The organism is Caballeronia sp. SEWSISQ10-4 2 (assembly GCF_030464885.1).
Classification (GTDB): domain Bacteria; phylum Pseudomonadota; class Gammaproteobacteria; order Burkholderiales; family Burkholderiaceae; genus Caballeronia.
In genome coordinates this window covers 23414-48320 of the sequence record NZ_JALPRJ010000016.1, presented here as the reverse complement: position 1 = coordinate 48320, position 24907 = coordinate 23414, and the positions used below count along the sequence as shown (strand labels likewise).

The 24907-nt window shown below is 60.8% G+C and carries 17 protein-coding genes; 5 read left to right on the top strand and 12 right to left on the bottom strand.

Translation table 11 applies throughout. From position 1 onward, the window contains the following. Positions 1–8: 8 nt before the first annotated feature. A complete protein-coding gene (locus M0D69_RS13170) occupies positions 9–482 on the top strand; it encodes a DUF2147 domain-containing protein (RefSeq protein ID WP_301782434.1) in 474 nt (157 codons plus the stop codon). A 112-nt stretch (positions 483–594) separates the two neighbouring features. Here M0D69_RS13170 and M0D69_RS13165 read toward each other — a convergent pair whose 3' ends face one another. From M0D69_RS13165 to typA, 6 genes are all read right to left on the bottom strand, one after another. Then, complete coding sequence (locus M0D69_RS13165; RefSeq protein ID WP_301782433.1) at positions 595–1080, bottom strand: transposase; 486 nt, start codon at positions 1078–1080, stop codon at positions 595–597. Between the two features lie 166 nt (positions 1081–1246). After that, positions 1247–2344 carry a cell division protein ZapE gene (gene zapE / locus M0D69_RS13160; RefSeq protein ID WP_301782432.1) on the bottom strand — a complete coding sequence of 366 codons (1098 nt, stop codon included), beginning with the start codon at positions 2342–2344 and terminating at the stop codon, positions 1247–1249. Positions 2345–2472: 128 nt separating this feature from the next. Further along, a complete protein-coding gene (lpdA, locus tag M0D69_RS13155; RefSeq protein ID WP_301782431.1) occupies positions 2473–3903 on the bottom strand; it encodes a dihydrolipoyl dehydrogenase in 1431 nt (476 codons plus the stop codon). 107 nt (positions 3904–4010) lie between these two features. Then, a complete protein-coding gene (gene odhB, locus M0D69_RS13150; RefSeq protein WP_301782430.1) occupies positions 4011–5306 on the bottom strand; it encodes a 2-oxoglutarate dehydrogenase complex dihydrolipoyllysine-residue succinyltransferase in 1296 nt (431 codons plus the stop codon). Between the two features lie 217 nt (positions 5307–5523). Further along, a complete protein-coding gene (locus M0D69_RS13145; protein WP_301782429.1) occupies positions 5524–8382 on the bottom strand; it encodes a 2-oxoglutarate dehydrogenase E1 component in 2859 nt (952 codons plus the stop codon). 319 nt (positions 8383–8701) lie between these two features. Further along, complete coding sequence (gene typA / locus M0D69_RS13140) at positions 8702–10528, bottom strand: translational GTPase TypA (RefSeq protein ID WP_301782428.1); 1827 nt, start codon at positions 10526–10528, stop codon at positions 8702–8704. A gap of 373 nt (positions 10529–10901) precedes the next feature. Here typA and M0D69_RS13135 point away from each other — a divergent pair, with 373 nt between their 5' ends. From M0D69_RS13135 to M0D69_RS13120, 4 genes are all read left to right on the top strand, one after another. Continuing rightward, positions 10902–11423: a MarR family winged helix-turn-helix transcriptional regulator gene (locus M0D69_RS13135; protein ID WP_301782427.1), complete on the top strand. Its 522-nt coding sequence runs from the start codon at positions 10902–10904 to the stop codon at positions 11421–11423. Positions 11424–11552: 129 nt separating this feature from the next. Next, positions 11553–13085 (top strand): efflux transporter outer membrane subunit, encoded by a 1533-nt coding sequence (locus tag M0D69_RS13130; protein ID WP_301782426.1) that lies wholly within the window; start codon positions 11553–11555, stop codon positions 13083–13085. A gap of 42 nt (positions 13086–13127) precedes the next feature. After that, complete coding sequence (locus M0D69_RS13125; RefSeq protein ID WP_301782425.1) at positions 13128–14384, top strand: efflux RND transporter periplasmic adaptor subunit; 1257 nt, start codon at positions 13128–13130, stop codon at positions 14382–14384. Positions 14385–14414: 30 nt separating this feature from the next. Beyond that, positions 14415–15974: a DHA2 family efflux MFS transporter permease subunit gene (locus tag M0D69_RS13120; protein WP_301782424.1), complete on the top strand. Its 1560-nt coding sequence runs from the start codon at positions 14415–14417 to the stop codon at positions 15972–15974. A 74-nt stretch (positions 15975–16048) separates the two neighbouring features. Here M0D69_RS13120 and truB read toward each other — a convergent pair whose 3' ends face one another. The 6 genes from truB to rluB form a co-directional block, all read right to left on the bottom strand. After that, complete coding sequence (gene truB / locus M0D69_RS13115) at positions 16049–16978, bottom strand: tRNA pseudouridine(55) synthase TruB (RefSeq protein ID WP_301782423.1); 930 nt, start codon at positions 16976–16978, stop codon at positions 16049–16051. 3 nt (positions 16979–16981) lie between these two features. Beyond that, on the bottom strand, positions 16982–17389 hold the full coding sequence (gene rbfA / locus M0D69_RS13110; protein WP_301782422.1) for a 30S ribosome-binding factor RbfA: 408 nt from the start codon (positions 17387–17389) through the stop codon (positions 16982–16984). A gap of 121 nt (positions 17390–17510) precedes the next feature. Then, a complete protein-coding gene (gene infB / locus M0D69_RS13105; protein WP_301782421.1) occupies positions 17511–20501 on the bottom strand; it encodes a translation initiation factor IF-2 in 2991 nt (996 codons plus the stop codon). A gap of 92 nt (positions 20502–20593) precedes the next feature. After that, a complete protein-coding gene (gene nusA, locus M0D69_RS13100) occupies positions 20594–22069 on the bottom strand; it encodes a transcription termination factor NusA (RefSeq protein ID WP_301782420.1) in 1476 nt (491 codons plus the stop codon). Further along, positions 22066–22527: a ribosome maturation factor RimP gene (gene rimP, locus M0D69_RS13095; RefSeq protein ID WP_047898052.1), complete on the bottom strand. Its 462-nt coding sequence runs from the start codon at positions 22525–22527 to the stop codon at positions 22066–22068. Before rimP ends, nusA begins: the two co-directional genes overlap by 4 nt. Before the next feature lie 431 nt (positions 22528–22958). Further along, positions 22959–24893: a 23S rRNA pseudouridine(2605) synthase RluB gene (rluB, locus tag M0D69_RS13090; RefSeq protein WP_301782419.1), complete on the bottom strand. Its 1935-nt coding sequence runs from the start codon at positions 24891–24893 to the stop codon at positions 22959–22961. Positions 24894–24907: the final 14 nt, after the last annotated feature.

The window sequence follows — 24907 nt, the reverse complement described above, 5'->3', positions numbered from 1 at the left end:
GAGGAAGCATGACGGGTCTCACCCACCGTACACATCGACATTTCGGACGCATCCTGCTTGCCGGCGCACTGCTCGCCTGCGCAGCAACAACGATGGCGCAGGCGTCATCGCCCACTGGACTCTGGCAAACCATCGACGACAAGACCGGTCAGCCCAAGGCAGTCGTGCAGATCGTCCAGGATCCCGACGGCACGCTCAGCGGCAAGATCCTCACCGGTCTCGGCAGCAACGACGATCCGAACCGCCGCTGCACCGCCTGCACCGATTCACGCAAGGATCAGCCAATGAAAGGCATGACGATCATCAACGGCATGAAAGCCGATGGCGACGGATGGGAAGGCGGCCAGATCCTCGATCCCGAGAACGGCAAGATCTACAAGTGCAAGATGCATCTCGACGACGGCGGACAGAAACTCGTGGTGCGCGGGTATATCGGCGTGTCGCTGCTCGGACGCTCGCAAACCTGGATCCGACAGCAGTAAGGGCGCCGGCTTCGTTGCTCTCGAACGAACCTATGGCGCAAAACAAAACCCGGCTGGAGACTTAAAGTCTCCAGCCGGGGTTTTTGTGCACAAGCTATCTTGCGCCCAGGCATTACGCCGCGTGGCGCGCGCCATCGTTCACGTATTCGACCGGCGCGGCCGGCATAAGCGGAATCAGCGGCACGAGCACCGTTCGTGCATCACCGCTCACGCTGCCAGAGCGCGTCGGATCGATGCCTATCGCATGTCCGGCACGTTCGCCAAAACCCTCCGGCAACTCAATCGGCACCCGCATGCGCGAGGTCATCAATGCGTATAAACCTTCGCTCGCCAAATCGAACAATTGCTGCATCACACGCGCCAGCACGCCGGATTCATGCCATGCCTTGAAGCGCCGGTGACACGTCTGATACAACGGATATTTACGCGGCAAGCTCGACCATGAAGCACCGCTGTACGTCACCCAGAGCACGCCGTTGAGCACGGCGCGGGTGTTGGCAAGTGGCCGTCCGCGCAACTCGGAACGGGGACGCAGCTCAGGCAACAACGGCGCCACCATTTGCCATTCTTCGTCGGACATATCGCGGTAAGGCTTCATGGTTTTCTCCAATCACAGGTAAGTGATTAGAAGATACCGATCCGCCCGACACCCTGGTATCAGATATGTCCGAATCTTGAAATACGGCTCAGAGCCTTACAGCAGTAAGCTCACATCGAAATTATGAGTCTCGCATTGTCAACTCGCCCGGTCGGCCAGCGCTGCGTCAGGTCAGCGATGTATCTACCAGCCGACGCTCCGACTCCAGATATTCCTTCGACTGCATCTCCGTGATCCGCGATACCGTGCGCGCGAATTCATTGGCCATCGGACCTTCCACGTACAACTCTTCAGCAGGAACTGCCGCCGACATCAGCAGCTTGACCTTGTGGTCGTAGAACACATCGATCAACCACGTAAAGCGACGCGCCTCCGATGCATTGCGCGGCGACATCTTCGGTACATCGGAGAGAATCACCGCGTGGAAGCGGCTCGCCAGCTCAAGGTAATCGTTCTGCGAACGCGGACCGCCGCAGAGCGTAGCGAAGTCGAACCAGACCACGCCATCGGCTTTGCGCAACGCCTTCAGCTCGCGCTTCTCAATACGCAGGATCGGGCTTTCGTCCGGTACGGCTGCGAGCTTCGCGAAGTCGGCGCGCAGGGCTTGATCGGCGGCGGCGCCCAAGGGCGTGTGGTATGCGGTCACTTGCGAAAGTGTCCGCTTACGATAATCCGTACCGGCATCGACATTGATCACATCGAGTTTCGACTTGATCAGCTCGATGGCAGGCAGCAGTCGGTCGCGATGCAAACCATCCGGATACAAAAGGTCAGGATCGTAGTTGGACGTCATCACGAATTGCACGCCCGCCCCAAACAACCGGTCGAGCAGGCGATAAAGAATCATCGCGTCAGCGATATCGGAGACGTGGAACTCGTCGAAACAGATCAACCGGTAGCGCTTCGCGACGCGTCGCGCGAGTTCATCGAGTGGATCGGCCGTGCCCTTCAACTCCTCCAGCTCGCGATGCACCTCGCGCATGAACTCGTGGAAATGCAAACGCGTCTTGCGCTGCACCGGCACCACCGCGAAGAAGCTGTCCATCAGGAAGCTCTTGCCGCGCCCTACACCGCCCCACATATAGATGCCTCGCGGCAACTCCGGGTGCACGATCAGCTTCTTGAATGCATTCGAGCGGCGTGCCTTATAAGCGACCCATTCGTCGTAGCAGCGCTGCAAACGTTCGACCGCCGCGAGTTGTGCGGCATCCGACTGATAACCCCGCGTCTGCAGTTCGTGTGCGTAGTATTCGGTGACGTTCATGGTGCGAGGGTTTGACCGCCCTGAAGATGGGCTAAAGAGGCTAAAGGCCGTGGATAAAACAAAGGCGAGCGGGAAAACTCCCGCCCGCCTTCGTCCTGCCGCTCAAACGATGCTGCGCGATGCTACGTTCACATATTGAGCGCGCGTTTGTCGACGGCGAGCGCGGCTTCGCGCATCACTTCCGACAACGACGGGTGCGGATGGCAGATCCGGCCGATATCTTCCGACGCCGCCTTGAACTCCATCGCCACAACCGCTTCAGCGATCAGGTCCGACGCGTTCGCCGCGATGATGTGGCAGCCGAGCAGTTCGTCGGTCTTCGCGTCGGCGATCATCTTCACGAAGCCGTCAGCCTTGCCGATACCCAGCGCGCGGCCATTCGCCATCATCGGGAACTGGCCGGTCTTGATCTCGCGGCCTTCGGCCTTGAGCTGCTGCTCCGTCTTGCCGACCCACGCAATTTCCGGTTCGGTGTAGATCACCCACGGAATGCAGTTGTAGTCGATATGCGGCTTCTGACCATCGATGATCTCGGCCACCAGCACACCCTCGTCTTCCGCCTTGTGCGCGAGCATCGGGCCACGCACCACGTCGCCGATTGCGTACACGTTCGGCACGCTCGTCGCGCAATGGTCGTCGACGGGAACAAAACCACGTTCGTCCGCCTTCAGGCCGATGGCTTCCAGACCGAGGTTATCCGTATTCGGCACGCGTCCGATCGACACGATCAGGCGATCAGCGTCGAGCGTCTGCGCGTTGCCGTCCTTGTCCGTGTAAGCCACCGAAACGCTCGAATCCGTCGTCTTCACTTCGCCGATTTTCACGCCGAGGTGGATGTCCAGACCCTGCTTTTTGAATTGCTTCGCGGCTTCTTTTGCGAGCGAGTCGTCGCATGCGCCGAGGAACGCGGGCAACGCTTCGAGCACGGTCACGTCCGCACCCAGGCGACGCCACACCGAACCCAGTTCCAGACCGATCACGCCAGCGCCGATCACGGCGAGCTTCTTCGGTACGGCATCGAACGACAGCGCGCCTTCGTTATCGGCAACGATTTTGTTGTCGACCGGAATGCCCGGCAGATGACGCGCCTTCGATCCCGTCGCGATGATCACGTTCTTCGCGGTCACCGTTTCGGTTTCTGCTTCGCCGCTGACCTCGATCTGCACGCCGGCGTCCGTCTTGCCGGTAAACTTCCCATGGCCCTTCAGCCACGTGATCTTGTTCTTGCGGAACAGGAACTCGATGCCCTTCGTCATCTTCTCGACAATGCCTTCCTTGCGGGCAAGCATCTTCGAGAGATCGAGCTTCACATCGCCTACGTTGATACCGTGATCGCCCAGGTGATGCAAAACGTTTTCAAATTCTTCCGACGATGCCAGCAACGCCTTCGACGGAATGCAGCCCACATTGAGACACGTGCCGCCGAGCTTCAGATTGCCGGCCGGGTTCTTCCAGCTTTCAATACACGCAACCGACTTGCCGAGTTGCGCTGCACGAATCGCCGCGATGTAACCGCCAGGGCCCGCACCAATCACGACGACATCAAATTCTTTGGACATGACTATCCTTCTCTTGTTGGATACATGGCGCGTCCGAGTCTATCGAACGCGCCATGAGTCCCAAATAAGGTTTTACCGCTTGATTTAAAGGCCTAACGCTTAAAGGCTTACAGGTCCAGCAGCAAGCGGGCCGGATCTTCCAGCGCATCCTTCATCGCGACGAGCGACAACACGGCTTCGCGGCCGTCGATGATCCGGTGGTCGTAAGACAGCGCCAGATAGTTCATCGGACGGATCACGATCTGGCCGTTCTCGACCACAGCGCGTTCCTTCGTTGCGTGCACGCCCAGGATTGCGGACTGCGGCGGGTTGATAATCGGCGTGGACAACATGGACCCGAACACACCGCCGTTCGAGATCGAGAACGTACCGCCGGTCATTTCTTCGATCGACAGCTTGCCGTCGCGCGCTTTCACCCCGTATTCAGCAATCTTCTTCTCGATGTCGGCCAGGCTCAGTTGATCCGCATTGCGAACGATCGGCACCACGAGACCACGCGGCGAACCGACGGCAATACCGATATCGAAGTAACCGTGATAGACGATGTCGTTACCGTCGATAGATGCGTTCACCAGCGGATACTTCTTCAGCGCGTGGACGGCAGCCTTTACGAAGAACGACATGAAGCCAAGCTTCACGCCATGTTCCTTCTCGAACTTGTCCTTGTATTTGTTGCGCAGATCCATCACCGGCGCCATGTTCACTTCGTTGAACGTGGTCAGGATGGCGTTCGTTTGCTGCGACTCGAGCAGACGCTCGGCAATACGGGCGCGCAGACGCGACATCGGCACGCGTTGTTCCGGACGATCCTTGAGCCACTGGTCAGCACCCGGCGCCTTCACGTCCGGCAGGGACGGACGGGCAGCCTTGGCGGGAGCGGCTGCCTTTGCAGCAGGCGCCGAGACCGAAGCAGACACAGCCGGCGCGCCTTGCGTCGCGGCCAGTGCGTCGCCCTTCGTGATGCGGCCATCGCGGCCCGAGCCCGAAACCTGGTCGTTCGAGACGTTCTTCTCGGCCAGGATCTTGGCGGCAGCGGGAGATGCAGCGGTGTTCGAAGCGGCAGCCGTTGCCGGCACGGCTTCTTGTTGAGCTTGCGCAGCCGGTGCCGGCTTCACTTCGGCGGCGCCTGCAGCGGCAGCAACCGGTGCAACGCCCGCCTTCGCTTCCGTGTCGATCATCGCGATCACTTCTTCCGCGCCGACCACATCGCCGTCATGCTTGATCACTTGCGCGAGCACGCCTGCAGCGGGTGCCGGCACTTCCAGCACGACCTTGTCCGTTTCGATTTCGATGAGGATTTCGTCGATAGCAACTGCTTCGCCCGGCTTCTTCTTCCACGACAGCATGGTGCCTTCCGACACTGATTCGGAGAGCTGGGGAACCTTGACTTCTACAATAGACATTATGTTTTTTCCTGAATGTATCTGGGTACGACGTAAATCGAATCGTCGTCAATTCGTTATGAATTTCGTTAAGCTCGAGCCGTGTGAACGCTGCGCGCTTCAACCGAAAAGCGAGCGCTGCTTCTGCATTCCACGTTCAAAATCGAAACTCGAATCACAGGACAGCGCGTGAAAAACCGGGGAGCCGCCAAAAGCGACACTCCCCGGTCACAACCGCTTACTTCGAGATCGTCTGCGCGCCCTTCAGCCGGCCAAACGCGCCTTCGATCAGCGCCTTCAGCTGCTCGTAGTGCTTCGCGTAATAGCCGACTGCCGGGGATGCCGATGCCGGACGGCCGCTGTAAGCGAGCTTCTGTCCTTCACGCATGCCTTCGCGCAGATGGTGCTCGACGTAAAACCAGGCGCCCTGGTTCTGCGGCTCGTCCTGTGCCCAGACCACTTCGTTCGCGTTTTCGTATTTCTTGATTTCCGCGTCGAACTGCTTGTGGGCGAACGGATACAACTGCTCGATACGGAGGATCGCGACGTCGTTCGCCTTCGCTTCGCGACGATGCGCCACGAGGTCGTAATACACGCGGCCCGAGCACACGATCACGCGCTTGACCTTCTTCGGCTCGACCGCGCCATCCACTTCGCCGATGATCGGCTGGAACGAACCCTTCGCCAGTTCCGACAGATCCGAAACAGCTTCCTTGTGACGCAGCAGCGACTTCGGCGTAGCGACGATCAGCGGCTTCCTGAACAAGCGGATCATCTGACGGCGCAACAAATGGAAAATCTGCGCCGGCGTGGTCGGCTGGACCACTTGCATGTTGTGATCCGCGCACAGTTGCAGGAACCGTTCGATACGTGCCGACGAGTGCTCCGGACCTTGCCCTTCATAACCGTGCGGCAGCAGCATGGTGAGACCGGAAACACGGCCCCACTTCACTTCGCCCGACGAGATGAACTGGTCGATCACGACTTGCGCGCCGTTCACGAAGTCGCCGAATTGCGCTTCCCACGCGACGAGCGTGTTCGGCTCCGCCGTCGAATAACCGTACTCGAAACCGAGCACCGCTTCTTCCGACAACACCGAGTCGATCACGGTGAACTTCGCCTGACCTTCAGCGATGTTCTGCAGCGGAATGTACGTGCCGTCATTCCAGCGTTCGCGGTTCTGATCGTGCAGCACGGCGTGACGGTGCGTGAACGTGCCACGGCCCGAGTCCTGGCCCGTGAGTCGCACGGCGTATCCCGATGCCACCAGCGAGGCGTAAGCCAGATGCTCGCCCATGCCCCAGTCGAGCTTCGCTTCGCCACGGCCCATTGCGCGGCGATCGTTGATCACGCGCTCGACCAGCGGATGCACCTTGAAGTTATCGGGAACCGTAGTGATCCGTTCAGCGAGACGCTTCAGTTCTGCCAGCGGCACGGCCGTGTCGGCGGCGTCGGTCCACTTGCGGTTCAGGAACGGCACCCAGTCCACCGCGTACTTGCTCTTGTAGTTCGAGAGCACCGGATCGACCGTGTGATGACCGTCGTCCATTGCCTGGCGGTACGCCTTCACGTAACCGTCAGCGTCTTCCGCCGTCATCACGCCTTGCTGTACGAGCTTTTCAGCGTACAGCGCGCGCGTACCCGGATGTTTCGCAATCGTCTTGTACATCAGCGGCTGCGTGACCGCCGGCGTGTCCTGCTCGTTGTGACCCAACTTGCGGAAACAGATGATGTCGACAACCACATCCTTGTGGAACTGCATGCGGAAATCGATAGCCAGCTGCGTGCACAGCACGACCGCTTCCGGATCGTCACCGTTCACGTGCAGCACCGGCGCTTCGATCATCTTCGCCACGTCCGAGCAATACAGCGTCGAACGCGCATCACGCGGGTCGGACGTCGTGAAGCCGATCTGGTTATTGATAACGATATGCAGCGTGCCGTGCGTGCCGTAACCGCGCGTTTGCGCGAGGTTCAGCGTTTCCATGACCACGCCCTGACCGGCGAACGCCGCGTCGCCGTGAATCTGGACCGGCAGCACTTGCAGGCCGTCGACGTCGCCGCGACGATCCATGCGCGCCTTGGCCGACCCTTCGACCACCGGGTTCACGATTTCAAGGTGCGACGGGTTGAACGCGAGCGACAGGTGCACCGGGCCGCCGTCAGTCGAAACGTCCGACGAGAAACCCTTGTGATATTTCACGTCACCGGCCGGCAGGTCATCGACGTGCTTGCCTTCGAATTCGGCAAAGAGGTCAGCCGGCATCTTGCCCAGCGTGTTCACCAGCACGTTCAGACGTCCGCGGTGAGCCATGCCGATAATGATTTCCTGCACGCCCGCTGCACCAGCGTGGCGCACGACTTCGTCCATCGACGCGATAAAGCTCTCGCCGCCTTCCAGCGAGAAACGCTTCTGGCCGACGTATTTCGTGTGCAGGAAACGCTCGAGCCCTTCGGAAGCCGTCAGGCGCTGAAGAATGTGCTTTTTCTTGTCGGGCGAGAAATTCGGGGTGGAGCGGATCGATTCGAGCCTCTCTTTCCACCAGCGCTTCTGTTCCGGATCGCTGATGTACATGAACTCGGCGCCGATCGTGCCGCAGTAGGTGTCACGCAATGCCTTCACGATCTCACGCAGCGACGCCTGCTCGAAACCGAAATACAGGTTCTGTGCATGGAACATCTGATCCATGTCGGCTTCGGTGAAGTCGTAGAACGCGGGTTCGAGCTCAGGGATGGCCGGGCGCTCGCGGCGCTTCAGCGGATCGAGATTGGCCCACTGGGAGCCGAGAAAACGGTACGCGCCAATCAGCGACTGGACATAGACCTGCTTGCGAGCGGTCGCCAGATCACCACTGCTCTCGCGCGGCACGAAGCCATTCGATTTCGCGCGTTGCGCAAACGATTCGACGATCGGGCCGTGGGCCACGTCGTTGTGATTGGTCCCATCCGATGCAGGCACGTTCTGCAACGCATCGAAATAGGTACGCCAGGTCTCGGGCACTGACGCGGGATTATCGAGATATGCCTCGTACTGTTCTTCAACATACGGGGCATTACCGCCGAACAAATAAGAGTTCAGCTGGGAATTCTTCATCATTTTTACGCTCACCTTTCTTCGAGTTTCTCGAGAAATAGCGGGTTACTCAACCTTCCGCAACACGGCCTGACCGTTTAGCGGATTGCGCGAATCAAGTCTGCTTGGAAGGACCTAAAACTGGCAATACTTTCGCTAGCATAGCACAGGTCAATAGGTCGACGCGCGGATGGTCGCAGCCAGGATGCTTATCCAGCGGGCTTTCGAGGATCTTTCGCGAATAAGGGACGCATTAAACACGAGGCGCTTATGCGCCGCTTTTGCAATAAAAAAGCCGCCCGAAGGCGGCTTTTCTTTTTCCGACAGGCTGCGCTGTGTCAGCTTAGTCCACTGCGCCCTTGCGGCTGGCGCTGCGGCGCTCGTGTTCCTTCAGGTAACGCTTGCGCAGACGGATGGATTGCGGCGTGACTTCGACCAGTTCGTCGTCGTCGATGAATTCGACCGCATATTCCAGCGACATCTGGATCGGCGGCACGAGGCGCACCGCTTCGTCCGTTCCCGACGAACGCACATTGGTCAGCTGCTTGCCCTTGATCGGGTTGACGACCAGGTCGTTGTCACGGCTGTGGATGCCGATGATCATGCCTTCGTACAGTGCATCACCCGGCGACACGAACATGCGGCCGCGATCCTGCAGCTTCCACAATGCGTAGGCGACAGCTGCGCCGTCGTCCTGCGAAATCAGCACGCCATTGCGACGCTCGCCAACACCGCCTTCCTTCACCGGCTGATACGAGTCAAACGTGTGGCTCATCAAACCCGTGCCGCGCGTGAGCGTCAGGAATTCCGACTGGAAGCCGATCAGGCCGCGCGCCGAAATACGATACTCAAGACGCGTACGGCCGCGCCCGTCCGACGCCATGTCGAGCATTTCGCCCTTGCGACGGCCCAGTTCTTCCATCACGCCGCCCTGGTTTGCATCTTCCATGTCGACGGTCAGGTTTTCGTACGGCTCGTGCTTCACGCCGTCGACTTCGGTCATCACCACGCGCGGACGCGACACGGCGAGTTCGTAGCCTTCACGACGCATGTTTTCCACGAGAATGGTCAGGTGCAGTTCACCGCGGCCCATCACTTCGAACGTGGTTTCGTCGCCGGTTTCATTCACGCGCAACGCCACGTTGTGGTTCAGTTCCTTGAACAGGCGGTCGCGGATCTGACGGCTCGTGACGAACTTGCCTTCGCGGCCAGCCAGCGGCGACGAGTTCACCAGGAAGTTCATGGTCAGCGTGGGTTCGTCCACGGTGATCATGGGCAACGCTTCCGGGGTGTCCACGGCGCAAATGGTCACGCCGATGCCAATTTCCTCGATACCGTTGATCAGCACGATGTCGCCGGCTTCGGCCTCTTCGACCTGCACGCGCTCCAGACCCTTGAACGACAGAACCTGATTGATCTTGCGGTTCAGGATCGCGCCGTCAGGACCCGAGCGCACGGAGACAGCCATGCCCGGCTTGATGCGGCCGCGCGTGATACGGCCGATGCCGATACGGCCGACATACGACGAAAAGTCGAGCGACGTAATCTGGAGCTGCAGCGGCGCTTCCGGATCGGCCGGGCGAACCGGAACGTGTTCCAGCACGGCGTCGAACAGCGGGCGCATGTCGCCTGAGCGCACGTCCGGGTTCAGTCCGGCATAACCGTTCAGGCCCGACGCATAGACAATCGGAAAATCGAGTTGTTCTTCGGTGGCGCCCAGCTTGTCGAACAGGTCGAAAGTCTGGTTGATCACCCAGTCGATCCGCGCGCCCGGCCGGTCGACCTTGTTGATCACTACAATAGGCTTGAGTCCCAGCGCCAGCGCCTTCTTCGTCACGAAGCGCGTTTGCGGCATCGGGCCTTCAACGGCGTCCACCAGCAGCAGCACGGAGTCGACCATGGACAGCACACGCTCCACTTCGCCGCCGAAGTCGGCGTGTCCGGGGGTGTCCACGATGTTGATGTGCGTGCCTTCATACTCGACCGCGCAGTTCTTCGAAAGGATCGTAATGCCACGTTCCTTTTCGATGTCGTTCGAGTCCATCACGCGCTCGACCACTTGCTGGTTCTCTCGGAACGTGGCCGTCTGGCGGAGCAGTTGGTCGACGAGCGTTGTCTTGCCGTGGTCGACGTGGGCGATGATGGCGATATTGCGGAGGGCGCGAGTCATAGGAGGCTGAGGAGCTTGTACATACAGTTGAGCGCCGTGGGTGCAAGCAGCAGGCCGTGGAATCAGCTCAAAAGGAAACGTCCACGCCCCCCGCACTCGGCGCGATGGGAACCCGAGAGTGTAACACGCCGACGTGTCCACTTCCTCCCCATCGTGCAATAGGACATAACCCGGAAGCGCTTTTCTATTTCAAGACAGCCGAAAAACGCCGTCAATGCCTGCCTTCACGGCTCAGCGGGTCTTGCGCCAATCCCAAAATAACGACATCGACGTAAACAGGCAGCGAATTAAGAGGACTCTTAAAGTACTTGCCGGGTCAACGATGCGATTCTATAATGTTGCATAGTCAATTATTGCAGGCGCACGAGTATCCATGAGCGACGCCCCTCGGCCAGTTCCTGAAATTTCAAACTACGAACTCAGCGAAAGCGTCGGTTATCTGCTTAGCCGTGTCCGCTCGACCTTGTGGAACCTGGTCACGCAACACACCATGACTGACCTTGGCATCACCAGTACGCAGGCCAGCATCATGTTCATGCTGGCGAGCGGCCGGGCGCTTGCCGCCGCCGATCTCGCCCGCGAATACGGGATCGACGCGAGCGCCGTTACCCGCCTGATCGACCGCCTGGAAAAGCGCGGACTCATAACACGCCTGCGTAGCGAGGAAGACCGTCGGGTCGTCCGGCTGGCGCTGACCGACGAAGGCCATGCGCTCGCCGGGCAGATTCCAGCTATTTTTACAAAGGTACTAGACAAGCTGCTTAGCGGTTTTACGCCTGAAGAAGTAGGCTTCCTAAAAAGCATGCTGCGTCGAATTCTGCTCAACTCAGGCGACCCGGCATGCGCAGCGTTGCTGGGAATGCAGGACAAATCTGCCTCTAAATCCTCTTATTGATGTCACGCCGCGCGCTTCGAATCGGCGCCCGGAGAACAACGGCCCACCCCGAAGCGCCGCCGTTGAAATAAAAATGAAAGAAATTAGTTGCAGCGTCCATCTTTACATCCAATATCAAAGAGCCGAGCGATGAAACTCTTTTATTCGTCCGCGCCCGCGCCCATCGCTGCGCGAAGCGTTCTGGCCGCCGCCGTGGCGGCGTTCGCCCTTGCAGGTTGTGCAAACTACGCCGGCATCAAAAGCGACAAGCAAATCGCCCAGCCGCAAAACGACGCCCTGCAAGCGACGCAAAGCCTGCCGTCACAAGGCGGCCAGTGGCCGTCGCTCGACTGGGCCAAGCAGTTCGGCGATCCGCAATTGCCGCAACTGATCGACGAAGCGCTGGCCGGCAGTCCGTCGATTGCCCAGGCGCAAGCGCGGATTGCGAAGGCGTCGTCGTATATCGAGTCGTCGCGCTCCGCTCTTTATCCGAAGGTGAACGGCTCGTATTCATGGTCGCGCGAACTGTTTTCTGGCAACGCGCTCTATCCGCCTCCTTACGGCGGGACCTGGTATAGCGAAAACAATGCGCTCGCGAGCGCGTCGTGGGATCTCGACCTGTGGGGCAAGAATCGCGCGCGGTTGAATCAGGCGGTATCGCAGCAGAAGGCCGCCGAGGCCGACATGCAGCAAGCGCGCATCACGCTCGCGGCATCCGTTGCGCAGACCTACAACCAGCTCGCCCTGCTCTACGCGCTGCGCGACGTTGCCCAGCGCGAGATCGCGAACCGGGTGGACATCGGACGCATCACGAACGGCCGTGTGCTCGCGGGCCTCGATACAAACGTGGAAAGCCGCACCGCCGAAGGCAATATCGCGACGAGCCAGACGAACCTGTCCGAACTCGACGGCCAGATCACGACCACGCGTTATCAGCTTGGGGCACTACTCGGTCAAGGCCCGGATCGTGGCCTGAAGATCGCGAAGCCGGTGCTGAATACGAAGATCGAGGTCGCGCTGCCGGACAACGTGCCCGCGGATCTGGTGTCGCGCCGCCCGGATATTGTCGCGGCCCGCTGGCAAGTGGAAGCGGCGACGTCGAACATCAAGGAAGCGAAAGCCGAGTTTTTCCCCGATATCAATTTGTCGGCTGCGGCAGGTTTCGACGCATTCGGCTGGGGCCGCTTTCTCACTGCGGGCAGCCGTCAGTACACCGTGGGACCGGCCGTGCATTTACCGATCTTCGATGCCGGCGCGTTGCGCGCACAGCTGAAAGGTCGTTACGCGGACTTCGACCTGGACGTGGCGAACTACAACCAGACCCTGATCAACGCGCTTAATGACGTGGCCACGCAGATTGCATCGATCCGTTCAGTGGATCAGCAAACCAGCGATGCCACCCGCGCCCTCGATGCCTCCACGCATGCATACCAGCTTGCCGTGATCCGCTACAAGGCCGGTTTGTCGCAGCAATTGCAGGTGCTCACCGCCGATCAGAACCGGCTGGCGAACGAGCAGACCGTGACGAACCTGCGCTTGAAGCGCCGCGACCTGCAACTCGGTCTCATCAAGGCGCTGGGCGGAGGTTTCGACGCCGCCGACATGAACCTGGCCATCGACGGACAGACATCGAAGAGCGCACCTTCGCAGACCGCGTCGGCCGCGCCCAAGCTAGCCAACTGAATCGATTAGCAGCAATCCAAGACAAAGAATACGGAGCCATTCATGAGCGACCCTCAACAAAACGCCGCAGCCGCGCAGGCACCTAAAACCAACAACACCAAGCGCCGGGTTCTGATGAGCCTGATCGTACTGGTCGTGATCATCGCGGCTATCGCTTACGGACTGTATTACTTCCTGATCGCGCGTTTCCACGAAAGCACGGATGATGCTTACGTGAACGGCAACATCGTGCAGATCACGCCGCAAGTGGTCGGCACGGTGATCTCGGTGAATGCCGACGACACGCAAACCGTGAAGATGGGAGACCCGCTCGTGGTACTCGATCCCGCCGACTCAAAGGTCGCGCTCGATCAGGCCGAAGCGAATCTCGCGCAAACGGTGCGCCAGGTCCGCACGCTGTTCGTCAACGACAACCAGTTCGCGGCGCAAGTCGCGCTGCGTCAGTCGGATCTCTCGCGTGCGCAAGACGATTTGCGCCGCCGCATGACGGTGGCGCAAACGGGCGCGGTCTCGGGCGAAGAAATCTCCCACGCCCGCGATGCCGTGCGGGCCGCGCAAGCGTCGCTGAACGCCGCTCAACAAGAGCTTCAGTCGAACCGTTCGCTCACCGCGAATACGACCATCGCGAGCCATCCGAACGTGCTCGCCGCCGCCGCGAAGGTCCGCGATTCGTACATCAACTACGCGCGCAACACCATGCCGGCGCCGGTGACGGGTTATGTCGCCAAGCGCTCGGTGCAGGTCGGCCAGCGCGTCTCGCCGGGTAATCCGCTAATGGCGATCGTGCCGCTCAATAGCGTGTGGGTCGACGCGAACTTCAAGGAAGTGCAGCTCACGCATATGCGCATCGGCCAGCCGGTCGAATTGACGGCGGACGTCTACGGCTCCAACGTCGTGTTCCACGGCAAGGTGATCGGCTTCTCGGCAGGCACGGGCTCGGCGTTTTCGCTGCTGCCGGCGCAAAACGCAACCGGCAACTGGATCAAGGTTGTGCAGCGTCTGCCGGTGCGAATCGGGCTTGACCCGCAGGAACTTGAGAAACATCCGCTGCGCATCGGTTTGTCGATGAACGTGGACGTGACGATCAAGAGCGAGCAAGGCGGCCAGCTTGCGGCGGCGCCGAACACGGTGTACCAGACCGACGTGTTCGCCAAGTACGGCGATCAGGCCGATGCCGAGATCGCCCGCATTATCGAGGCGAACGAAGGCAGCTCGGGTCCGGGCACGGGCGGCTCGCAGAAGACGTCGAAGGAAAACGTGCAACCCGCGTCGAAGCAAGATCTAGCCAAGCTGATGTAAGCGTTTTTCAAGTTCTATCGGGCCTGTCATATGTCTCAAGCAAACGCCGTTCATGCGCCGCTGGAGGGCGTGAAACTCGTAATCGGTACGATCGCGGTTTCGCTCGCGGTGTTCATGAACGTGCTCGATACGTCGATTGCGAACGTGTCCATTCCGTCGATCTCCGGCGACCTCGGGGTATCGTCGGATCAGGGCACGTGGGTGATTACGTCGTTCGCGGTCGCCAACGCAATCTCGGTGCCGCTGACCGGCTGGCTCACACAGCGCTTCGGCCAGGTGCGTCTGTTCATGACGTCCATCGTGCTGTTCGTGCTCGCGTCGTGGCTGTGCGGACTCGCGCCCACATTGCCCTTCCTGCTCGCCGCGCGCGTGTTGCAAGGCGCGGTCGCCGGGCCGATGATCCCGCTCTCGCAGACCTTGCTGCTCGCGAGTTACCCCAGAGCGAAGGCGCCAATGGCGCTCTCCATGTGGTCAATGACCACCCTCATCGCGCCAGTCGCCGGCCCGATTCTCGGCGGCTGGATCTCCGACAACATCTCATGGCCGTGGATTTTCTACGTCAATATTCCGGTGGGCATTGTTGCGGCGATCGCCACGTTCGCGATCTTCCGCGAGCGCGATTCGGTGATTCGCAAGGCGCCCATCGATACGGTCGGCTTAAGCCTGCTTGTGATCTGGGTCGGCTCGCTGCAGATCATGCTCGACAAGGGCAAGGATCTGGACTGGTTCAACTCGACCACCATTGTCGTGTTGACGTTGATTGCAGTGATCGCGCTGGCATTCTTTATTGTGTGGGAGCTGACCGCGGAACATCCGGTCGTCGATCTGTCACTCTTCAAGCTGCGCAATTTCACGGGCGGAACGATCGCGCTCGCCATCGGCTATGGGCTGTACTTCGGTAATCTCGTGCTGCTGCCGCTATGGTTGCAGACCGATATTGGCTATACCGCTACCGATGCCGGTCTGGTGCTCGCGCCCGTCGGATTGTTCGCGGTGCTGCTCTCGCCGGTAGTCGGCAAGTTCCTGCCGCGCACCGATCCACGCAAGATCGCAACCGCCGCCTTCCTCGTGTTCGCGCTCGTGTTCTGGATGCGCTCGCGCTATACCACGGGCGTCGATACCTTCTCGCTGATGATGCCCACCTTGATTCAGGGCATCGGCATGGCTGGGTTCTTCATCCCGCTCGTGTCCATCACACTGTCCGGGCTGCCGGGAAACCGGATTCCGGCGGCATCGGGATTGTCGAACTTCGTGCGGATCATGTGCGGCGGTATCGGGACATCGATTTTTTCGACCGCGTGGGATCGTCGGTCGAATTTTCATCACGCGCAACTGGTGGAACAGGCCAATTTGTATAACCCGAACTTCAACGCTTCCATGCAGCAGTTCGGTGCGGCCGGTTTTAGCCAGCCGCAGGGTTACGGGCTCTTCAATAGCATGGCGACCCAGCAGGCCGCGCAGTTGGGCGTGAACGATCTGTTCTATATATCGGCGGGAATATTCGTCGCGCTGATCGCGCTCATCTGGATCACGAAGCCCGATCGATCAGGCGGCGGAGATTCGGCGGCCGCGGCTTCGGCGGCGCATTGAAGCTTGTTTGAATCGCTAATAAAAAACGCCACGGAATTTTCTTCCGTGGCGTTTTTCTTTGGCGAGGCGGCTCTTTAAACCGTCGATACCACCAGTCGCTCCGGCGCCAGCACGCCCTCGCCCGCTCGTGCTACGCCGAGCAAACGCTGGTCATCGATGGCATAGACACGCACGCGGCCCGCTTCGGCCGGCGCATCCGCAATCTCCGATAACTTCAAGCGCTGGCCTTGCGCAAAACGGCGCGTGGCATCGGCGTCGAGATGAACGGCCGGAAACGTCGTCAGCAATGCATCCACCGGTTGCAGCCAGCTGTCGCGCTCGGCTTGCGTAGCCTCTGCAAGCGTCTCGAGCGTGACCGCGTGTTCGAGCGTCAACGCGCCTACGCCCGTGCGCCGCAGCGCGACCAGATGGGCGCCACACCCCAGCTTCTCGCCGATATCCTCGGCAAGCGTTCGCACGTACGTCCCTTTGCTGCACGTCACGCGGAACGTCACGTCAGGCAACGCACACGCGATCATTTCAAGCGCGTGAATGGTCACGTTGCGGGCTTCGCGCTCGACCGTCTGCCCGGCTCGTGCGTATTCGTACAGCGGTTTGCCGTCGCGCTTGAGTGCGGAATACATCGGCGGGACTTGCGCAATCTCACCGCGGAAATGGGCCATGGCTGCGTGGATCGCGGCTTCGTCGCAAGTGACCTCGCGCGTTTGCAGCGCTTCGCCTTCGGCGTCGCCCGTCGTTGTGCGCACGCCGAGACGCATCGTTGCTTCGTAAGTCTTGTCGGCCTCGAGCAAATCCTGCGAGAACTTCGTCGCTTCGCCGAAGCACAGCGGCAGCAAACCGGTCGCGAGCGGATCGAGCGTGCCCGTATGCCCGGCCTTCTTCACCAGATAAATTCTTTTAGCGCGAATCAGCGCGTCGTTACTGGAAAGACCGAGCGGTTTGTCGAGCAGCAACACGCCATCCAGCAAACGACGCGGAATCTTCGGACGAGCAGAACCGTTCATCGATCAGGCGCCCTTCTCGTCGTCTGCTTTGTTTGCTTCGTCTTCTTCGTCGTCCTTCGCGCGCGTCGAATTCGCTTCATCGATCAGCTTCGACATTTCCACCGCACGCACGACCGTCTGGTCGTAGTGGAAATGCAGCGTCGGCACGGTGTGGATATGCAGGCGCTTGAACAGCAGGTTATGCAAATGCCCCGCTGCGTGATTCAGCCCGGCTTCCGTTTCCTTCGGATCGCCGGTCAGCGTCGTGAAATACACTTTCGCGTGCGCGTAGTCGGGCGTCAGTTCGACGCTTTGCATCGTTACCATGCCGACGCGTGGATCTTTGATATCGCGCACCAGTTCGGAAAGATCGCGCTGGATCTGATCCGCAATCTGCACGTTGCGATTAGGGGAAGTACGTTTCTTGGCCATGATGTTTCCGTAAATTTGTATGCCGCCGGATGCCGGCCTCGCACGAGCGTTCGACCAGGCAAATAAAAAGGGCGGAGCGGGCGTGAAGCCCACTCCGCCCTCGAGTCCAGCGGTGAATCTTTTATAGCGTACGTGCGACTTCGGTCACTTCGAAGATCTCGAACTGATCGCCTTCCACCATGTCGTTGTAGTTCTTCAGCGACATACCGCACTCGAAGCCCTGACGCACTTCCTTCGCGTCGTCCTTGAAGCGCTTGAGCGAATCGATTTCGCCCGTGTGAACGACCACGTTGTTGCGCAGCACGCGCACCATCGAGTTCCGTTTGACGAAACCGTCGGTGACCATACAACCCGCGATCGCGCCAATCTTCGGCACACGGATGATCTGGCGCACTTCCACCATACCCGTGATCACTTCGCGCTTCTCCGGCGCCAGCATGCCCGACATGGCCGCTTTCACTTCATCTACAGCGTCATAGATGATGTTGTAGTAACGAATGTCGATACCGTTCGACTCCGCCACCTTGCGCGCCTGGGCGTCGGCTCGTGTGTTGAAGCCGATGATGACCGCCTTCGACGCCGTCGCCAGATTGACGTCCGATTCGCTGATCGCGCCGACCGCGCTGTGCACGATCTGTACGCGCACTTCGTTGGTCGACAGCTTGACCAGCGACTGCACCAGCGCTTCCTGCGAGCCCTGCACGTCGGCCTTGACGATCAACGGCAGGTTCTGCACGTTGCCTTCCGTCATGGACTCGAGCATGTTTTCGAGCTTCGCTGCCTGCTGCTTCGCCAGCTTGACGTCGCGGAACTTGCCTTGACGGAACAACGCGATTTCGCGCGCCTTGCGTTCGTCCGGCAGGACCATGACTTCTTCGCCTGCGCCCGGCACTTCCGACAGACCTTGGATCTCGACCGGAATCGACGGACCCGCGGACTTGATCGGCTTGCCGGTTTCGTCGAGCATGGCCCGGACGCGACCGAAAGCCGTGCCCGCCAGCACGATGTCACCGCGATTCAACGTACCTGACGTCACCAGGATAGTTGCGACCGGACCCTTGCCCTTATCGAGCTTGGCTTCAATGACCAGACCCTTGGCCGGTGCATCGACAGGCGCCTTCAGCTCCATCACTTCCGCTTGCAGCAAAAGGTTTTCCAGCAAGCTTTCGATGCCAACACCGGTCTTCGCCGACACTTCGATGAACGGCGAATCACCACCGTACTCTTCCGGCACGACGCCTTCAGCCACGAGCTCCTGCTTCACGCGTTCAGGAGCAGCACCCGGCTTGTCGATCTTGTTGATCGCCACGACGATAGGCACGCCACCCGCCTTCGCGTGAGCGATGGCTTCCTTCGTTTGCGGCATCACGCCGTCGTCAGCCGCGACTACGAGAATCACGATGTCCGTGGCCTTCGCGCCGCGAGCACGCATGGCCGTGAAGGCCTCGTGACCCGGCGTGTCCAGGAACGTGATCACGCCGCGAGGCGTTTCCACGTGGTAGGCGCCAATGTGCTGCGTAATCCCGCCCGCTTCGCCAGAAGCCACCTTCGCGCGGCGAATGTAATCGAGCAGCGAGGTCTTGCCATGGTCGACGTGACCCATGACGGTAACCACCGGCGGACGCGGCAGGCGTTCGCCCACTTCTTCCTGCGTTTCGCCCTCGACCAGCATGGCTTCCGGATCGTCCAGCTTGGCCGCAACCGCGCTGTGACCCAGTTCTTCGACGACAATCATCGCCGTTTCCTGGTCGAGCACCTGGTTGATCGTGACCATCTGGCCCAGCTTCATCATCACCTTGATGACTTCTGAAGCCTTCACCGACATCTTGTGCGCCAGATCTGCCACCGATACCGTTTCCGGCACGTGCACTTCCCGCACCACCGGTTCCGTCGGCGCCTGGAAGTTGGTCTGATCCTGATGTTTGCCACGGCCCTTCGGGCCGCCGCGCCAGCCGCGGTCCACACCGCCGCTGGTGTCGCCACGCGTCTTGATACCGCGACGCTTGGCTGCATCGTCCTGCCAGCTGCTCTTGCCGCCGGCCTTTTTCTTGTCCGGTCCCAACGACGGCGTGGTCGCAGCCGGTGCGCCTGCGGCCGGCTTCTTGGCGACCGCCGGGCGTGCCGGAGCCGAGCCTTCCGGACGTGCAGGCTTGTGCAGCGTACCCTTGGCTTCCGCAGCCTTGGCAACTTCCGCCACCTTGGCGGCAGCAGCAGCCGCAGCCACGACTGCAGGTGCCGGCTCAGCCGGTTTCGCCTGCTGAGCCTTGCGCGGCGTATTCATCATTTCGCGGATAGCGCGCGCTTCAGCTTCAGCTGCTGCACGGCGTTTCGCGATCTGGTCGTGCTCGGCACGCGCCTTTTCGGTCGCGGCGCGCGCGGCATCTTCCGCCTTCTTCGCGGCTTCGCGCTGAGCGGCACGCTCGGCGGCGGCCTTCTCGTCGACCTGCGGCGCAACGACTTGAGCCTTCGCCGGTCCGTCAGCGACGTGTTCCGCCTTCGATTGAGCGCGGGACTCCGGACGAGCCGTGGACGAAGCACGCGAAATTTCCGCGGCTTCCGCCTGGGCGGCAGCACGCTTCGCCTCTTCTTCCTCGGCACGGCGGCGCTCGGCCTCGGCAGCCTCTTCACGCGCGACCCGTTCCGCCTCTTCGCGTTCGAAGCGTTCCTGACGTTCCTTCAACTCCAGCGCTTCCTTCTCGAGCAATTCGGCAGCTTGACGCGCCTCTTCGTCCCGACGCTGCAATTCGGCTTCGTCCACTTCGTCTTCTTCGACGTGGTTCGCACCTTCGACGACCTGTTCAACACCGCTCTCGTCGCGCTTCACGAACACGCGCTTCTTGCGGACCTCGACCTGAATGGTGCGAGCTTTACCCGTAGAGTCGGATTGCTTGATTTCCGACGTATGCCGGCGGGTCAAAGTGATCTTGCGTTTGTCAGCATCGGCGGAACCGTGCGACTTGCGCAAGTGTTCGAGCAGGCGCGATTTGTCCGTCTCGGACAAATCGTCATCCTCGCTCGCTTTCGTCACGCCAGCCGCCTGCAACTGCTCGAGCAGGACGCCCGCAGGCATTTTGAGTTCCGCGGCAAATTGGGCTACGTTGTTACTCGCCATTCATTCCTCTTGATGCAAGGACAAATTCCCTGCTGTTTGATCGGGTCATGCGGCCTAACGGCCGCGATATGTCAGTGCGCCATGGTCATTTCTCACTGGAACCAGTGTTCACGTGCTTTCATGATCAACGCCTTAGCGGCATCCTCTTCAATACTGGTCATCTCGACCAGCTCATCCACAGCCAGCTCGGCGAGGTCGTCGCGCGTCCGGATCTGATGTTCTTCGAGCTTCGCGTACAACTCATCGGTCATACCTTCGAGGCTCTTCAGGTCGAGCGCGATGCCCTCGACCTTCTCTTCGTTCGCTATCGCCAGCGTCAGAAGCGCGTCACGAGAGCGGTTACGCAATTCGTGAACGGTGTCTTCGTCGAAGGCTTCGATTTCGAGCATTTCGTTGAGCGGCACATACGCGATCTCCTCGAGGCTGGTGAAGCCTTCGTCGATGAGAATGTCGGCCACTTCCTCATCAACGTCGAGTCTCGCCATGAACAGGCTGCGCAACGTGCCACGCTCTTCGTTCTGCTTCAGCGCGGACTCGTCCGGCGTCATGATGTTGATTTGCCAGCCGGTCAATTCGCTGGCAAGACGCACGTTCTGGCCGCTGCGGCCGATGGCAACCGCGAGTTCATTTTCGTCCACGACGACGTCCATCGAATGTTTCTCTTCATCGACGACGATCGACTGAACGGCGGCCGGCGCGAGCGCGCCGATCACGAACTGAGCGGGGTCCTCTGACCATAGCACGATGTCGACGTTCTCGCCACCGAGCTCATTTCTCACCGCCTGCACCCGCGAACCGCGAATCCCGACACATGTACCGATCGGGTCGATGCGCTTGTCGTAAGCAATCACCCCGATTTTCGCACGCACGCCAGGATCGCGCGCGGCCGCCTTGATTTCGAGCAGGCCCTGCTCGATTTCCGGCACTTCCATTTCGAACAGCTTCATCAGGAACTCGGGCGCCGTGCGCGAGAGTTCGATCTGCGGGCCACGTGCCGTGCGGTCGACCTTCGCGATATAAGCGCGAACCCGGTCGCCGACACGCAGGTTTTCCTTCGGAATCAACTGGTCGCGGCGCAGGAGCGCTTCCACACGACCCGATTCGACGATGAAATTGCCCTTGTCCAGACGCTTCACCGCGCCGGTCATGATCTTTTCGCCGCGCTCCAGGAAGTCGTTCAGGATCTGCTCGCGCTCAGCGTCGCGAACCTTCTGAAGAATCACCTGCTTGGCAGCCTGCGCGCCAATCCGGCCAAACTCGATGGACGGAATGGGTTGCTCGATGTAGTCGTCGATTTGTGCGTCAGGCTTCTCTTCCTTCGCTTCGAACAACAGGATTTCCTGATCCGGTTCCTGCAGGCCGGCTTCGTCCGGCACCACTTTCCAGCGACGGAAGGTTTCGTGCTCACCGCTTTCACGGTCGATCGCCACGCGGATATCCACGTCTTCCTCGAACAGCTTCTTCGTTGCCGAAGCAAGCGCTGCTTCGAGCGCTGCGTACACCACGTCCTTGTTGACGTTCTTCTCGCGCGCCAGCGCATCCGCCAGCATCAAAACTTCGCGACTCATTGTTTGCGGCTCCTAAAGTCAACTTTGGGGACGAGACGTGCTTTATCGAGGTCTGCGAGCGTGAAATCGAGCATCGCAGCGCCGCCGTCCTTCCCTTCGAATTCCAAACCAATCGACTCGCCGTCCGGGGCATGCAGGATGCCACGGTACGACTTACGCCCGTCCAGCGGCTTCTTCAATGTGATAGTGACTTCGCTGCCCGCGAAGCGTTCGAAATCCGCCAATTTCTTGAGCGGACGATCGAGACCCGGCGACCCGACTTCGAGCCGTGAGTAATCGATATTCTCCACTTCGAAAAGATATTGAAGCTGACGTGTGACTTTCTCACAGTCTTCAATCGCGATACCGGCGGGCTGGTCGATGGAGATACGCAGCAAACCGCCTCCCGCGCGCTCGATATCGACAAGTTCGTAGCCCAGGCCCGAGACCGTGGTTTCGATGATTTCCGTCAGTTGCACAGTGAAAGACTCCAAGATGTTCGCGCGCTCCACGCCGAACACCTGCGGACCGCGCCTTGAGCCGGCGCGCATTCGTTGCCCCAAGATGCTGAACCGAACGGCCAAAAAAAAATGGGCGCAACGCCCATCCTTCTGTACCGAGATCACATCCGGGCGGCGAAACAAACACCATGCCCAGCGACTTTGTGATGTTAGCCATTTTTCGGGATAAACGCAACCAATACGCCCTGTATATAGCCCTTTGGTGGCTATTTACCAAGCAAATCGAAGGCATTTAGTGCGCTTTTGTCGGACTTTCCCGAGGCTAAAGTCATCGCGCGGAATTTCACTAACGGGTGAGCTGGCGATCCGCCTGCCCACTAGCCGTCGCCACGAAGTACCGCGCCCTCGCGCATCCAGCTGTTCGATCGGCGCGACGTTTGACCTTTAGTTTAGCGTCCGCGCGTACGGTTGCGCGGCGCCGGGCGCGCGCCGCCACGGCCTGCGCCGCCCGCGTTGCCGCCATTACCTTGTGCACCCGCGCCAGCCGGGCCTTGACGGCCGCCCTGACCGGGGCGCTTGCCGCCACCATTTGCCGAGCGCCCGCCTGCCCCGTTGCCATTGCCCATGGCAGGTGAACCTGGTGGACGACTGCCGCGCGGACCGCCGGCGGAGCCGCCCGGACGCGGCATTGCGCGGTTGCCGTTCGCTTCGCCGCCCGCTCGATTGCCGTTTGCTTCCCGGCCGCCGTTGCCGCTGCGTGCGCCGTAACCGCCTCCGCTGCCGCTGCCTGCATAACCGCCACTTGAGCCGCCGCCGAAACCGCCGGGCGCACCACGCCGGCCGCCCGTCCCGCCGGGGCCACCGCGCGTCGGCGTCTGGGCGAATCGGCCATGCGAACTGAGCACGGGCTCACGCGTGATGATGCCCATCGATGTTTGCAGCGGATCAGGCTGCACGCGCGGCGCGGCGCTGCGCGAACCCCGCTCTTCGGCCGGCGCCTTGAGTCCGACCGATGCCAGCAGGTCACGCACTTCATTGTCCTCGAGTTCTTCCCAGCGGCCGCGCTTGAGCCCCTTGGGCAACGCGATCGGGCCGTGCCGGGTACGGATCAGCCGGCTCACCATCAGGCCGGCCGCTTCGAACATGCGGCGCACTTCGCGGTTCCGGCCTTCAGCCAGCGCCACGTGATACCAGTGATTCGTGCCTTCGCCGCCGCCATCGCGAATACGAAGGAAATTGGCCGGGCCGTCTTCCAGCTCCACGCCGTGCAGCAGCTTCTGGCGCATGCCTTCCGACAATTCGCCCACCACCCGCACCGCGTATTCACGCTCGACGCTGTAACGCGGATGCATGAACCGGTTGGCCAGATCGCCCGATGTCGTCAGCAGCAACAAACCTTCCGTGTTGAAGTCGAGCCGTCCGACCGCGAGCCACTTGGCCGTTTTCATCGGCGGGAGGTTGTCAAAGACCGAAGGACGGCCCTCGGGATCGGCGTGACTCACGATCTCGCCCGTCGGCTTGTGATACAGCAGGATGCGCGGGGGTTTGCTCGCGAGCTTGCGCTTCACCGGCTTGCCGTTGATGCGCACCTGGTCGGTCGGCATGATGCGCTGGCCGATGTGCGCCGGCTCTCCATTCACCGATACCCGTCCTGCCACGATCAGTTCTTCCATATCGCGGCGCGAACCCATGCCGGCCTCGGCGAGCACCTTGTGAAGCTTCGGGGTGTCGTCGTCCGCTTCCAGCACACGTTTCTGAGGTGCGGTGCGGCCGCGGCGCAACATGGGAGCACGCACGCCGCCCGTGGTGTTGTCGGCGTCGAATGCCGGCGATGTCACGTAGGCGAAAACGTCGTCTTCCGCACCCGCTGCCACCGGCACGGCCGGCGCTGCGGCGCCATCGCCGCGACCGCGTTTTTGAGCCTGCCCCGGTTGAGCCTGCCGCGCCGGGCGACGGCCGCCTTCGCGCGGCGCCTGGCCTTCGCGAGCACCCTCGACCGAACCTTCACGCGGACCGCGGGGCTTGCCGCCCGACCCGGCGCGCGCATTGTCTGCGCTACCCGCACCGTTTCGCGGCCCGCGCGAACCCGCATCCTTGCGCGGCATCCGCACCTGCGCCGCGACTACGCCGTCCGGCGGCGCTTCAGCGATCACGCCACCCGGCGCAACCGGCGGCGCACCATCGGCACCCTTCGTCTTGGCGACGGCGCGACGGCGCGCGATCAGGCTGCGAGGCCCCCGCCGCAAGCCGCGACGCGGACGTTCTTCACCGTCGGCGGGTTCGTCGTTGCGTGTGCGTTCGCCTGCGTCGGCCTGGCCATGTGCTTCATCGGCACGAACGGGGCGCTCGGATTCGGGCGAATCGCTGTCGTGGGAATGTGTCAAAACAACCTCAATTG